The following is a 13,918-nucleotide window of genomic DNA, read 5'->3' on the forward strand; positions in this document are numbered from 1 at the left end:
GACATCGATGAAGACGCACAAGACGAAGAACGACCTGCCTTCAAACGCCAAGTCGACCGTTATCGGCATTCTAAACGAATCGCTGGCTTCGGTGATCGACCTTGCGCTCATCACCAAACAGGCGCACTGGAACCTGAAAGGCCCGCAATTCATCGCCGTGCATGAACTTCTCGATACGTTCCGCACCCAGCTCGACAATCATGGCGACACGATTGCCGAACGTGTGGTCCAGCTTGGCGGCACGGCGCTCGGCAGCCTGCAATCGGTCTCCTCGACAACCAAGCTCAAGGCCTATCCGACCGACATCTACAAGATCCATGACCATTTGGACGCCCTGATCGAACGTTATGGCGATGTGGCCAACATGATCCGCAAGGCCATCGACGATTCCGATGAAGCGGGCGACCCCACGACGGCCGACATCTTCACCGCCGCCTCGCGCGATCTCGACAAGGCGCTCTGGTTCCTCGAAGCGCATGTGCAGGAAAAGAGCTGAGCGGAAATCCGCCCACTTCAAAAACAAAGCGCCCGGATATCCGGGCGCTTTTTTTCTTCTCAAGCATCAGTGCCGCCGCAAAACGGCAAGCCCGATGTCCCGCAACATCTCATGGTCGAGAATGCCGCGCTGGGCGCTGCGGATAAGAACCGCCGCGCACTCGTTGGCAACGTGGCTGCTGCGATCTTGAAGGCACTCGAAACATACGCCATCGAAAATATTCTGCAGATCGGTGATCTGCTCCGGCGACAATTGTGCGCCAACCCGTTCAAAAGCTGCATACGACAAGGCTCATCCTCCTGATGATATGCCAAGTATCGTTTCTTTTTTTCGTGGACAGGAAATTTGTACACCCGAACGAATCACTTGTCGAATCAGATTTTAACCAAATGTAAATAGATTATTTCCTGGCACCGCATCTGGGCGCTCCATTGTGAGACGGCAATAAAAACCAGATGAAACAATATCTTCGCTCAACTATCCATGGCGTCCGAGCCCGCCGCTTCCCGGAAGGGCAGATAAATTCGCAGGCGGGCGGATTTCCACCGAAACCGCAAAAGAAACTGTTGCATTCCAAAAACGATTGAGCGATATAGCACCCGTCGCCGCTTCGGCGGCCCACGGTTCAGCATACTACCCCGGACCGGTGGATTTGAGCGGGTGTAGCTCAGGGGTAGAGCACAACCTTGCCAAGGTTGGGGTCGAGGGTTCAAATCCCTTCGCCCGCTCCAAATTTCCAGAACAGGCCGATAAATCTCTGGCATGCCCGATGCGAGGCGCATCGCCATACGCGAAAATTTCTCGCGCAAAGAAACCGGGAAGAGAGTTCTCTCCCCGGCCCTCGTCGTCAGGCGGCCTCGTCCCAGACGGGCGCAAGCCCTTCCGGCGAAACGATGCGGCCGTCCGGTCTTGCAAGCGCACGGATTGCCGCCATTTCATCTGCCGAAAGCTCGAAGTCGAAGATGGCGAGATTTTCCTCGACCCGGGCCTCACTCACCGTTTTCGACAGGGCGACGACGCCCTGCTGCTGCACGAGCCAGCGCAGAACCACCTGTGCTACCGACTTGCCACGGCCCGCGGCAATCTCCTTCAGCACCGGATCGTCAAACACTTTACCATCGGCCATGCCGTAATAACCCGTCACCAACATGCCCGCAGCTTTGGCGGCGGCGATAACCACATCCTGATCGATGTAGGGGTGGTATTCGATCTGGTTGGTCACGATCGGGGCATAGGACAGCTTCACCGCTTCGGCCATCAGCGCCGTGCTGAAGTTGGAAACGCCGATATGGCGCACCTTGCCGGCCTGCCTCACCGCGTTCAGCGCGCCGATCTGCTCGGCAAGCGAAACCGCCTCGTTCGGCCAGTGCAGCAGCAGCAGGTCCACATGGTCGGTCTTCAGCTTTTTCAGGCTATCATCGACAGAGGCGAGGAAGGCATCGTGCCTGTAGTTCTCGACCCAGACCTTGGTGGTGAGAAACACTTCGCCGCGCGCAACGCCCGAAGCAGCAATGGCTTCACCGACCTCGGCTTCATTGCCATAGATCTGGGCGGTATCGATATGGCGGAACCCGGCCTTCAGCGCATGGGGAACGATACGCAGCACATCGGGGCCGGGAATGCGAAACGTGCCGAAACCAAGCGCCGGGATTGACACGCCGTTTGCAGTGACATCAAACATATATTTTCTCCTTTGAGGTGGCCCGGCCGACTTGGGAGCGGTCGGGTATTTCATGAAAAACTCAGGCAGTCTTCAGTGTCAGCGCGGCGCGGCGGTCGAGCGCGCTGCTCCAGATGGTCAGAAGCAGGGCAACCGCGACGAGGATGGCGCCGACCCAGGGTGTGGCACCCAGGCCCAACGGTGATTCCACCACCAGACCGCCGAGCCACGCGCCGATGGCGATGCCGAGATTGAAGGCGGCGATGTTGAGCGCCGAAGCGACATCGACGGCGCCGGGACGATGCTCCTTGGCAAGCTGCACCACATAAAGCTGCAGGCCGGGAACATTGGCGAAGGAGAGGAAACCAAGCGCGGCAAGCGTGATGAGCGTCAGCACCGGCGAAACCGCGGTGAAGGAAAAGACGAGCAGCACGATGGCCTGCGCCAGGAAGAGGCCAATGAGGGCCCTGGCCGGATTATGGTTGGCGATCCGGCCGCCACCGATGTTGCCGGCCGCGATGGCGATACCGTAAAGCACGAGGATCAGGCTGACGCTCTTTTCCGAAAATCCGGTCACATCCTGCAGGATTGGCGCAAGGAAGGTGAAGGCGACGAAGGTGCCGCCGTAACCAAGCGCGGTCATGGCGAAGACGATGAGCAGGCGGCCGGAGCCGAGAACACGGACCTGATCGAGCAGGCTTGCCGGCGGCGCCTTCTTGAGTGTGTTCGGGAGAAGCGCTGCAATGCCGAGGAAGGCAATGACACCAAGGGCAGCAACGGCCCAGAAGGTGGCGCGCCAGCCGAAGACCTGGCCGATATAGGTGCCGAGCGGAACACCGGTGACGATGGCGACCGTAAGGCCCATGAACATCATGGCAATGGCCGAGGCGCGACGGTTTTCCGGCACGAGATCGGCCGCGATGGTGGAGCCGACCGAGAAAAAGACGCCATGGGCGAAAGCGGCAATGACGCGGGCGACCAGCAGCATCTCATAATTGGGTGAGAGGGCTGCAAGACTGTTACCGACGATGAACAGGGCCATCAGGCCGAGCAGCAGCGGCTTCCTCTCTATCTTGCCGGTCAATGCGGTCAGGATCGGCGCACCAAAGGTCACACCCAGTGCATAGACACTGACGATGAGACCGGCGAGCGGCAGGGTGATATGGAGATCGTTCGCGACAGTCGGCAGCAGACCGACAATGACGAATTCCGTTGTTCCGATCGCATAGGCCGCGATCGTCAGGGCAAATATGGCCAATGGCATGACGGATACCTCTTCGCCCGCAGCTGGATCGCGGGCCTTCTGGACAGCTTGGGGCTGCCCGGTTGGATCAAATTGTATGAGCGCAATATGGGCGAAGGGGACTTGCATGATAATCGGCAAAGCCGGATAAATACCTTTGAATTGATTTCATAGGTGATGCGCGATGGATAACAGGGCCGGAGAGATGGAAGTCTTCGTGGCGGCGGCGGAACTCGGCAGCTTTTCAGCCGCCGGGCGCAGGCTGAAGCTTTCGCCCTCGGCCGTCAGCAAACTTGTCACACGTATCGAAGACCGTCTCGGCACCAGGTTGCTGACCCGCTCCACCCGGCTCGTAACGCTTACGCCGGAGGGCGAGGTCTATCTGGCGCGGGCCCGACGCATTCTCGCCGACATAGCCGAGACCGAGCAGATCGTGGCGAGCGGCGGCAAGGTGGTGCCGCGCGGGCTGCTACGGGTCAACGCGACGCTGGGCTTCGGCGAACGTTATCTCCTGCCGCTTGCACCGGAATTCCTGTCGCTTTATCCGGAAATCGAGCTGGATATTTCGCTGACTGACGGTGTCATCAGCCTGATCGAGGAACGCACGGACATTGCCATACGCTCCGGCGCCATGGGCGATTCATCGCTGAAGGCAAGAAAGCTGAAGGAAGTACGCCGCGTTATCGTCGCCTCCCCCACCTATATCGAACAATACGGCATGCCGGAAACGCCGCAGGATCTGGCGCGGCACAATTGCCTGAGCTTCAATTTCAGTCGCAGTCTCAATGAATGGCCGTTCCGCGACCCCGGTTCTGCCGATGTCTATCGCCTGCCAGTCACGGGCAATGCCTCCGTCAATAGCGGCATGGCCATGCGCAGGCTTTGCCTCTCGGGGCTTGGGCTCGGTCGGGTCGGTGAATTCCACGTCGAACCCGATATCAGGGCTGGCCTGCTCGTTCCCGTACTGGAAGACTATAGCGCCGAGGACATGGAGGTGATCCACGCGGTTTATGCCGGCCACGAGCATCTCGCAGCCCGCGTGCGCGCCTTCATAGATTTCCTTGCCGCAAGGGTCGGGCGCTGATTATCACACCAGCCCATGTACCAGCTTCGCAAGCCAGTCGACAAAAACGCGGACCTTGTTGGTCACGTGCCGGGTCTGGGGATAGACGACATAGATCGGCATCGCCTCCCGTCGCCATTCGGAAAGCACCGGCACCAGCTCTCCGCGCGAAAGGGCGTCGCGCACCATGAAGATCGGCAGCTGCACGATGCCCATGCCGGCGAGCGCCGCATTCAAGTAGGTGCGGCTGTCATTGACGGAAACGACGTAGTTGGGCGTCAGCTCGACGCTGCGTATGCCATTGTCGAAGGAGGCCGGCATGATCTGCCCGGTGGTGGCGTTGAGGTAACCCACCGACAGATGATCCTTCTCCAGGTCCTCCGGTTCTCGCGGCATGCCAAAATTTTCGATATAGGACGGCGACGCAAATGTTTCGAACCGGAGTTCGCCTACTTTTCGGGCAATCAGCGACTGGTCTCGCAACACGCCGACACGCAGTGCACAGTCGACATTTTCCGCGATATAATCGACCAGACGGTCGCCGACACCGAGATCGAGACGGATTTGCGGATAGCGCTGGTAAAATTCGCAAAGATGTGGGATAACCACAAGGTCCGCAAAGACACCGGCCATCTCCACGCGCAACCGGCCGGATGGCTGCACCTGCGCGCTGGACATGCTGCCGTCAAGTTCTTCTATTTCCGATAAAATCTGCGATGCACGCTCATAATAGAGAGCGCCGTCCGTTGTCAGCATCACTCGCCGCGTCGTGCGGTTGAGAAGCGTGGTCTGCAAATGCGCCTCGAGCGCCTGGACCATATTGGTGACCGTGGTTTTCGGCATGTTCAGCGCTGTCGCGGCGCGGCTGAAATTGCCGGTTTCCACGACACGCGTAAAAACCCGCATGGCGGAGAGCTGATCCATGATGAGATTATCCGTATTTTTGGAATAGTGTTTTCATTTTGGCATACTTGATCGTTTTTCCCCGAACAATAATATGAATTTCAGATTTTGCAAATGTGATGCACTGCTCAAGGTGGTGCAACGGGACCGGATCAGATGAACGCGCACTGGGAGAATATCAAAAGCTGTGGGGGCTTCGCGTCCCAGCTTTCCGTGCGCCGATATGAAGGTTCGAGCCTGTGCAGCCAACCGCCCGTCGTGCTTTATCTGCGCGGCGGTTCGTTTCTGGAACCCGGCCTGGAGCCGGGCGGCAATTGCCCGGAACTTCCGGTCGCGCGCGCGCTTGCAGAAAGCGGCGCCGTCGTCGTGGAGGCCGATTACAGCAGGCCGTCCGGCAACGAGTTTCCGATGGTTATCGACTGCGCTTACGAAGCGCTCGATCGCCTGAGCCGGGATCGCAAGCATTATGGCGGCGCGAAATCGCTGCTGTTCGTGGCCGGCGAAGAGGCAGGCGGCAATGTGGCGGCGGGGCTTGCCTTGAAGGCCCGTGACCGCATGCCGGGCAAACTTGCCGGTCAGATACTTCTGTCGCCCATGATCGATCCGATGATGACGACGGAATCCTTCCGCGACGCGGACAGGATCGGCATGCGCCAGCGCTGGGCGGATGGCTGGAGCCATTACCTTGCCAAGGCGTGCGGGTTTTTTCACCCCTATGCCGCACCCTGCCAGTGCACGCGGCTGAACCGGGTGGCTCCGGCGCTGATCTTTACCGCCGAGGACGACCCTCTGCGCGACGAAACGGTCAATTACGGAGACCGCCTCATCGCCTCAGGCGTTAGCGTTAGGCAGCATGTTTTCCCTGCCGGCGTCGGCTGGACGGGGCTTTATCAAGGAGAGGGCGGCGGATGGGTCTCATCCGTCTGTTCGGAGTTCAAGACTTTCGTTGACCAGTTAAACCACTGAAATTTCTCATTTTGAGCATGTCCAGTAAAAGTGCGTAGCGGTTTTACGTCCGGATCATGCGACGAAGTAAAATAGATGAACGACCTGCTCCCGATCGGGGGCGAAGGAGATACCCATGACGCTGAACACAAAGCGCCGGGCCCTGACGGGCGCCGGTATCGGGCTTGCCATGTCCGTTGCAGCAGCAGCACTGTTTTTCGACCTCCCCACCAGTCGCGATGCAACGGCCGCTTCCACGCCTGCTGAAACACCAGCGATCCCTGTCACCGTTGCCAAGGTTGAAAGCCGCGACGTGATGCGCTGGGAGGAATTTTCCGGCCGTCTGGAAGCCGTTGACCGGGTGCAGATCCGCTCCCGCGTCGCCGGCCAGATCAAGGCTGTGCATTTTCGCGAAGGCGCGCTGGTGAAGGAAGGCGATCCCCTCTTCACCATCGATCCGGCCCCCTATCAGGCCGCCGTTGCCGGCGCTGAAGGACAGGTTGCGTCCGCCGAAGCCAAGGTCAGCCTTGCGAAAACGGAACTCGACCGTGGCCGCCGGCTTTCCGACAACCGCACCATCTCGCAGAGCGATCTCGACCAGCGCCAGAGCTCGTTTGCGGATGCCGAAGCCCAGCTTCGCGCCGCCCGCGCAGCACTCACCACGGCGCAACTCGATCTCGGTTACACCGAAATCCGCGCACCTGTTTCAGGCCGCGTCGGCCGCATCGAAATCACCGCCGGCAACCTCGTCGCCGCCGGTTCCACCTCGCCGGCACTGACGACCCTCGTGTCGGTCAACCCGATCTATGCGAGCTTCAACGCCAGCGAAGGCGTGGTGGCCAAGGCTCTTGCCGAGCTGCCGAAGACCGATGGCGCCCTGCCGGCTCTCGAACAGATCCCGGTGGAAATCGGCACGCTTTCGGATGAAGGCACGCCGATCAAGGGTACGCTGCACCTGATCGACAATCAGGTGGATTCGGCAAGCGGCACCATCGGTGTGCGCGCCGTCTTCGACAATCCCGATGGCAGGTTGATCCCCGGCCAGTTCGTGCGGGTGCGCATGGGCGAACCGAAGCCGGAAAACCGCATCGTCATCAGCGATCGCGCCATCGGCACGGATCAGGACAAGCGCTTCGTCTTCGTGGTCGATGCCGAAAACAAGGTGAGCTACCGCCAGATCAAGCCGGGCGCGCCGGCCGATGGCCAGCGCATCATCGAAAGCGGCCTTGCTGCCGGTGATACGATCGTCGTCAATGGCCTGCAGCGCATCCGTCCCGGCGCAACCATCGCACCTCAGGCGGAAGATAAGGTTGCTGCCTCGCAGTAATCCATCTCTTTGATCAGTAAGCGTCCCGCGCTTTCGCGAGACGCGCATTCAGACAGAACCGGCCTTCACCGGCGGCAGAATTGCCGCCGGAGCGGCCTTCGCATTCCAAAATATACCCGGAGAGGGACTGGATATGAATATTTCCAGATTTTTTGTCGACCGGCCGGTATTCGCCGGCGTCTTGTCGATCCTGATTGTGGTGGCAGGCCTTCTTGGCATGCGCGCCCTGCCGATTTCGGAATATCCCGAAGTCGTTCCGCCATCCGTCGTCGTGCGCGCCACCTATCCCGGTGCGAACCCGACCGTTATCGCTGAAACCGTCGCGACACCGCTCGAAGAACAGATCAACGGTGTCGAGGACATGCTCTACATGGGCAGCCAGGCGACGTCGGACGGCGTGCTGACGCTCACCGTCACCTTCAAGCTCGGCACCGATCCTGATAAGGCCCAGCAGCTTGTGCAGAACCGCGTCTCGCAGGCCGAACCGCGCCTGCCGGCGGAAGTGCGCGCGCTCGGCATCACCACGGTCAAGAGCTCGCCCGACTTCATCATGGTCGTCAACCTTGTCTCCAAGACCGACGCCTATGACATCACCTATCTGCGCAATTATGCGACGCTGAACGTCAAGGACCGTCTCGCCCGCATCGAAGGCGTGGGTCAGGTGCAGGTCTTCGGCGCGGGTGACTATTCCATGCGCGTCTGGCTCGATCCGCAGAAGGTGGCCGAGCATGATCTCGCCGCCAGCGACGTCTCCGACGCCATCCGCCAGCAGAACGTGCAGGCCGCGGCCGGCGTCATCGGTGCTTCACCAAGCCCGAACGGTGTCGACCTGCAGCTCAACGTCAATGCCCAGGGCCGTCTGACGACGCCGGAAGAATTCGGCAACATCATCGTCAAGAGCGGCGCAAACGGCGAAATCACCCGCCTGCGCGATGTCGCACGCATCGAACTCGGAGCAGCCGATTACACGCTGCGTTCTCTGCTCGATGGTGAGCCGGCCGTGGCTGTTGCGGTCCTTCAGGCCCCCGGCTCCAACGCCATCGAAATCGCCGACAATGTCCGCGCGACCATGGATAATCTGCAATTGGCGATGCCCGATGGCGTGAAATACGAGATCGTCTACGATACGACGAAATTCGTGCGCTCCTCCATCGAGAAGGTTGTCGATACACTCCTCGAGGCCGTTGGCCTCGTGGTGCTTGTCGTCATCCTCTTCCTGCAGACGTGGCGCGCCTCGATCATTCCGCTGATCGCCGTTCCGGTCTCGATCATCGGCACCTTCGCGGTCATGTATGCCTTCGGCTTCTCCATCAACGCGTTGACGCTGTTCGGCCTTGTGCTCGCCATCGGCATCGTGGTGGATGACGCGATCGTGGTCGTCGAAAACGTCGAGCGAAATATCGAAAACGGGCTCTCACCGCGTGACGCCACCTATAAGGCGATGCGCGAAGTCTCCGGTCCGATCATCGCCATTGCGCTGGTACTGGTCGCCGTCTTCGTGCCGCTCGCCTTCATCTCCGGCCTGTCCGGCCAGTTCTACCGGCAGTTCGCGCTGACGATTGCCATCTCCACCGTCATTTCGGCCATCAACTCGCTGACGCTGTCACCCGCACTTGCGGCCCTGCTGCTGAAGGAACATGGCGCACCGAAGGACTGGCTCACCCGCTTCATGGACAATATCCTCGGCTGGTTCTTCCGCGGCTTCAACCGTGCCTTCGGCGCGGCCTCGAACGGCTACGGCAAGACCGTCGGCGGGCTGGTGACGCGCAAGAGCCTCGTCATGATCGTCTACATGGCGCTGGTGGCCGCCACCTATGGCATGTTTACGACAGTTCCGAGCGGCTTCGTGCCGGCGCAGGACAAGCAGTACCTCATCGGTTTCGCGCAGCTTCCTGATGGCGCAACGCTCGACCGTACCGAAAGCGTGATCAAGCGGATGAGCGAGATCGCCATGGAAACGCCCGGTGTCAGCCACGCCATCGCCTTCCCCGGCCTGTCGATCAACGGCTTCACCATCGGTTCCAATTCCGGGATCGTTTTTGCGGTTCTCGACGACTTCGAAAAACGCAAGACACCGGAACTGTCAGGTGGCGCCATCGCCATGCAGCTGAACCAGAAATATGCCGGCATTCAGGACGCCTTCATCGCCATGTTCCCGCCGCCGCCGGTCAACGGTCTCGGCCAGACAGGCGGCTTCAAGCTGCAGATCGAAGACCGCGCCGGTTACGGCTACCAGACGCTGGACGAAGCGGCGAAAGCCGTTATCGCCAAGGCATATCAGACGCCGGAGCTGGCAGGCATTTTCTCCAGCTACCAGATCAACGTGCCGCAGCTCTTCGCCGATCTCGACCGCGCCAAGGCGGAACAGCTGGGCGTCTCCGTCAGCGACGTCTTCCAGACGCTGCAGATCTATCTCGGCTCGCTCTATGTCAATGACTTCAACGCCTTCGGTCGCACATACAGCGTCCGTGTGCAGGCGGATTCACAGTTCCGCGCCCACGCCGAAGATATTGGCCGCCTGAAGGTTCGCTCGGCAACGGGTCAGATGATCCCGCTGTCGACGCTCCTGAAGGTGAATGCGACGACCGGACCGGAGCGCACCAACCGTTATAACGGCTTCCTTGCGGCCGATATCAACGGCGGACCGGCACCGGGCTTCTCCTCGGGTCAGGCACAGGCCGCGATCGAAAAGATCCTCGCCGAAACCCTGCCCGCGGGCGTCGATTACGAATGGACGGATCTGACCTATCAGCAGATTCTCGCCGGCAATTCCAGCATCGTGGTTTTCCCGCTGGCGCTGCTGCTCGTCTATCTCGTGCTCGCTGCGCAATATGAAAGCCTGACCCTGCCGATCGCGATCATCCTGATCGTCCCGCTCGGCGTGCTCGCAGCCCTCACGGGCGTCTGGCTGACGGGAGGGGATAACAACATCTTTACGCAGATCGGCCTTGTCGTCCTTGTCGGTCTCTCAGCGAAAAACGCGATCCTGATCGTGGAATTCGCCCGGGAACTGGAATTCGAGGGACGAACGCCGCTTCAGGCGGCCATCGAGGCAAGCCGGCTTCGCCTGCGCCCGATCCTGATGACCTCGCTCGCCTTCATCATGGGCGTGGTGCCGCTGGTCGTCTCGACAGGTGCCGGTGCGGAAATGCGCGCCGCCATGGGTGTCGCGGTCTTCTCCGGCATGATCGGCGTGACGTTCTTCGGCATCTTCATGACTCCGGTCTTCTATGTGCTGGTGCGCAAGCTGGCGGGCAACCGTCCGCTCATCCAGCACAAGCAGGAAGAACCGGCCAATTCGGACTACAAGCTCGAAAAGGCCGGCTGAGACCGACACCTATCCACCGCAACCTTCGACGCAAGCCCGCCGCGCATCCCGAGATGCGCGGCGTTTCATATGGAAAGATGTGTATGCGCCTCTTCTGAAATTGAATCAGTTTCAAGTGCTTAACGGTAATACAGGCCGCGTTCCGGCCGCACCACAATTGGCAAAAGTCAATATAGATGTTGGTGACTGCGCGCAGAGGAAGAAACAATGATATTTTATGCTTTGTATTTTGTGTTATTTTCCAAGAACAGGGTGATTCGGACTAAATGATTTAGTTCAGGGGCGACATGATGGAGCAGGATTACGAGAACTGGGCGACGACCGTTGCCTATTCGATAGTGATGCATGAGGGTCTTGATCTCGCGCTTTCCGCGCAAAATCTCGATAGAGGCAAGACCAGAAACAATCGTGAGCGGTTGATGGAAGCCATTCGCACATCCTTGCTGGAAGCGCGCTCACGCAGCCACGTGACAGCGGCGCAACGGGTTTAAGCCGACCTCCTGAGATTGTTGCGGCAGCTTTCCTGGGCACGCCGCTGCAGGATCAGGCCGGAAGCAGGTCGGTCCGCACCGCGGCTTTCAGCGGCAGATGATCCGAAGCGATACGCGCCAGTGCGCTGTCATGCGCTTCGACCTGCTCGATCAGCCCTTCACGATTGGCGATGATCCGGTCCAGAGCCAGCACCGGCAGGTTGGACGGAAAACTGGGTACGGCTGGCGGCAGAGCGCCGAAAGCATCGCGAAACGTATTGAGTGATGAACCATTGCCGAGGCGCCATTCATTCAGGTCTCCCATGAGAATGGTCGGGCATTCATCCCTCGCTTCAAGAAGGCCGATCAGAGCCTTCGCCTGCTGGGCACGGGAATGCCGCAGCAGCCCGAAGTGAGCGGCAATGACCCGCAGGGTGCCGCCGCGCTTCAGATCCAGTTCGACAACGAGCGCGCCACGCGGCTCCAGTCCGGGCAGCTTCAGGGTATGAACCTCCTTGACCGCGCCCTCCTTGAACAGGACGACATTGCCATGCCACCCATGCGCCTTCACCCCGACCTGTACAGGCACGGGGACAAGGCCGCTTTCCCTTTCCAGCCGGGCGAGATCGAGCAGGCCGGTGCGTTCGCCGAAGCGGCTGTCGGCCTCTTGCAGCGCAATGATATCCGCCCCGATTTCCTGAATCACGCGACTGGTGCGATCAGGATCGAACTTGCGGTCCCGGCCCACGCATTTATGCACGTTATAGGAGGCGATAACGGGAAAATCATGCGCCTTTTCCGCAGGCTTGGCATTCTGCCGCTGACGGTGATTGCGCAGCGAGTCCATCACAAAGGCCGGCAGACTGGTATTCCGCGCCAGTACCGCTTTTTCGTTTTCCAGCACGCCGTCTTTTTTCACACGTCATCTCCGCTCAAAGATAGGGCGAGGCCAGCCACAGTACCCGTTCCACAAAACGAACAACGAACGGACGCGCTTTCAGTTCGCTCAGTCTTACAGGTATTGCGGCGTCGCGCGCCGTCGAGATCGTCTGCGTGATGGCCTGTCCGAATGCTTCGTCCATAACCTCCAGATCGATCTCGAAATTCAGACGCAAAGAGCGGGGATCGAGATTGGACGAACCGATGTAACTCCACCGTCCGTCGATCACCAGCATCTTCGAATGATTGAACGCTCCCGTCGCCCTCCATATCCGGCAATAGTTGCGCAACATCTGATCGAACTGCGCCGTCATCGCCCTGTCGACAAGCACCAGATTATTGCTTTTCGGCACGACGATATCAACGACGACGCCGCGTCGCGCCGCCGTAATCAGCGCCGAAATAAGCTCCCGATCCGGGAGAAAATAGGGCGACATGATGAGAATCGACGACCTTGCGATGGAAAAAGCGCCGGTCAGCATCTTGTGATTGGTCTCGATGCTTTTGTCCGGCCCGGAGGAGCAAACGCGGGCAACGATCTGCGAGCCCGGCACGCCTTCGGGAATGGCGATATCCCAGACCGGCGTGTCCAGAAGTTCCTTTGTCGTGAAACGCCAGTCTTCCGCCGCAATGGAGAAAAAATCCGCTACCACCGGTCCGCTGATCTTGAAATGTGTGTCGTGCGATTGTCTTCCCTGGCCGAATTCCTCGGTAAAGCCCTCGCGTATGTTCATGCCGCCACTAAAGGCGACACGCCCGTCCACCACGAGAATCTTGCGGTGGGTGCGCAGATTGGCGTAGGGCAGCCGCAGCCCCATGATGACGTTGCCGTTGAAGACGTTGGCGACGATGCCCCTCTCCCGCAGCGTCGGCAGGATGCTCGGAACCGAATAACGCGCGCCCACGGCATCGATGAGCACCCTCACCTCCACGCCGCGCTGTTTTGCCCGCTGGAGGGCGGAAACGAAGCGGGCGCCGATCCGGTCATTATCGAAAATATATGTTTCGAGGATGATCGACCGTTTCGCCTGCTCGATCGCTTCCAGCATCGCCGCATAGGCGGCGTCACCCGTGGCGATGGGTTCGATGCTGTTGCCAGTCGTCAGTGCATGGCGGGTCACCCGGTCACCCAGTACCTTCATCGCCGCGAAACGGCGGCCGAACCGCTCGGCCACCAGCTCACCGCCAGCGTCGAAACGGGCCACGCGGTCCATGATCTCGTCCTGCATGAAGGACCGCTGCTGGGTGATGTTGGACCGGCGGATGCGGTTGATGCCGGCAATGGCATAGATGACCGCACCGACGATGGGCGACAGCACGATGACGCCGACCCAGCCCAGTGCCGAGCGAACTTCTTCCTTCGTCATGGTGGCGTGCACGGCCGCCACGGTTCCCATCAAAACGGAGAGAACGGCAAGAATATGCGGCCAATAGGCGATGATGAGAGCGAGCATGAATACAACTATAGGGCATCAGGCGGAAAAGTGTAACGCGGTTTTCCGAAAGCCGCCGCCTTAACGAGAAATCGGTGCAGCGATCCCGCA

12 protein-coding genes and 1 tRNA gene are annotated in these 13,918 nt (G+C 59.9%); 7 read left to right on the forward strand and 6 right to left on the reverse strand.

Going from position 1 to position 13,918, the window contains the following annotated elements; all coding sequences use genetic code 11:
* Positions 1–7 precede the first annotated feature (7 nt).
* Positions 8–496: a DNA starvation/stationary phase protection protein Dps gene (dps, locus tag ACZ47E_RS10435; protein ID WP_004443462.1), complete on the forward strand. Its 489-nt coding sequence runs from the start codon at positions 8–10 to the stop codon at positions 494–496.
* A gap of 66 nt (positions 497–562) precedes the next feature.
* On the opposite strand, the gene ACZ47E_RS10440 is transcribed toward dps, so the two are convergent.
* Positions 563–784, reverse strand: a complete 222-nt coding sequence (locus tag ACZ47E_RS10440; RefSeq protein WP_004443464.1) for a hypothetical protein — start codon at positions 782–784, stop codon at positions 563–565.
* 368 nt (positions 785–1,152) lie between these two features.
* Here ACZ47E_RS10440 and ACZ47E_RS10445 point away from each other — a divergent pair.
* Positions 1,153–1,227: transfer RNA gene (locus ACZ47E_RS10445), tRNA-Gly, on the forward strand.
* Between the two features lie 116 nt (positions 1,228–1,343).
* Here the strand turns inward: ACZ47E_RS10445 and ACZ47E_RS10450 are convergent.
* Positions 1,344–2,177: an aldo/keto reductase gene (locus ACZ47E_RS10450; protein WP_278066999.1), complete on the reverse strand. Its 834-nt coding sequence runs from the start codon at positions 2,175–2,177 to the stop codon at positions 1,344–1,346.
* 61 nt (positions 2,178–2,238) lie between these two features.
* Entirely contained in the window at positions 2,239–3,420 is a 1,182-nt protein-coding gene (locus ACZ47E_RS10455) for an MFS transporter (RefSeq protein WP_004443466.1), read from the reverse strand.
* Positions 3,421–3,583: 163 nt separating this feature from the next.
* Here ACZ47E_RS10455 and ACZ47E_RS10460 point away from each other — a divergent pair, with 163 nt between their 5' ends.
* Positions 3,584–4,483, forward strand: coding sequence for a LysR family transcriptional regulator (locus ACZ47E_RS10460; RefSeq protein WP_278067000.1), 900 nt, complete (start codon positions 3,584–3,586; stop codon positions 4,481–4,483).
* A 3-nt stretch (positions 4,484–4,486) separates the two neighbouring features.
* On the opposite strand, the gene ACZ47E_RS10465 is transcribed toward ACZ47E_RS10460, so the two are convergent.
* Complete coding sequence (locus ACZ47E_RS10465; RefSeq protein WP_004443468.1) at positions 4,487–5,386, reverse strand: LysR family transcriptional regulator; 900 nt, start codon at positions 5,384–5,386, stop codon at positions 4,487–4,489.
* Positions 5,387–5,521: 135 nt separating this feature from the next.
* Between ACZ47E_RS10465 and ACZ47E_RS10470 the strand changes: the two genes are divergently transcribed.
* The 4 genes from ACZ47E_RS10470 to ACZ47E_RS10485 all read left to right on the forward strand — a co-directional run bounded on the left by ACZ47E_RS10470 (position 5,522) and on the right by ACZ47E_RS10485 (position 11,456).
* Positions 5,522–6,331 (forward strand): alpha/beta hydrolase fold domain-containing protein, encoded by an 810-nt coding sequence (locus ACZ47E_RS10470; protein WP_004443469.1) that lies wholly within the window; start codon positions 5,522–5,524, stop codon positions 6,329–6,331.
* A 115-nt stretch (positions 6,332–6,446) separates the two neighbouring features.
* Positions 6,447–7,637, forward strand: coding sequence for an efflux RND transporter periplasmic adaptor subunit (locus ACZ47E_RS10475; RefSeq protein ID WP_004443470.1), 1,191 nt, complete (start codon positions 6,447–6,449; stop codon positions 7,635–7,637).
* A 133-nt stretch (positions 7,638–7,770) separates the two neighbouring features.
* The gene (locus ACZ47E_RS10480; protein WP_004443471.1) at positions 7,771–10,965 is read left to right on the forward strand and encodes an efflux RND transporter permease subunit; all 3,195 of its coding nucleotides are present in this window, start codon (positions 7,771–7,773) and stop codon (positions 10,963–10,965) included.
* A gap of 287 nt (positions 10,966–11,252) precedes the next feature.
* A complete protein-coding gene (locus ACZ47E_RS10485; RefSeq protein ID WP_004443472.1) occupies positions 11,253–11,456 on the forward strand; it encodes a hypothetical protein in 204 nt (67 codons plus the stop codon).
* A 52-nt stretch (positions 11,457–11,508) separates the two neighbouring features.
* On the opposite strand, the gene ACZ47E_RS10490 is transcribed toward ACZ47E_RS10485, so the two are convergent.
* Positions 11,509–12,354: an endonuclease/exonuclease/phosphatase family protein gene (locus tag ACZ47E_RS10490; protein ID WP_004443473.1), complete on the reverse strand. Its 846-nt coding sequence runs from the start codon at positions 12,352–12,354 to the stop codon at positions 11,509–11,511.
* 13 nt (positions 12,355–12,367) lie between these two features.
* Positions 12,368–13,828 (reverse strand): phospholipase D-like domain-containing protein, encoded by a 1,461-nt coding sequence (locus tag ACZ47E_RS10495; RefSeq protein WP_004443474.1) that lies wholly within the window; start codon positions 13,826–13,828, stop codon positions 12,368–12,370.
* Between the last annotated feature and the right edge of the window lie 90 nt (positions 13,829–13,918).

The organism is Agrobacterium sp. 5Ca39, assembly GCF_055382365.1.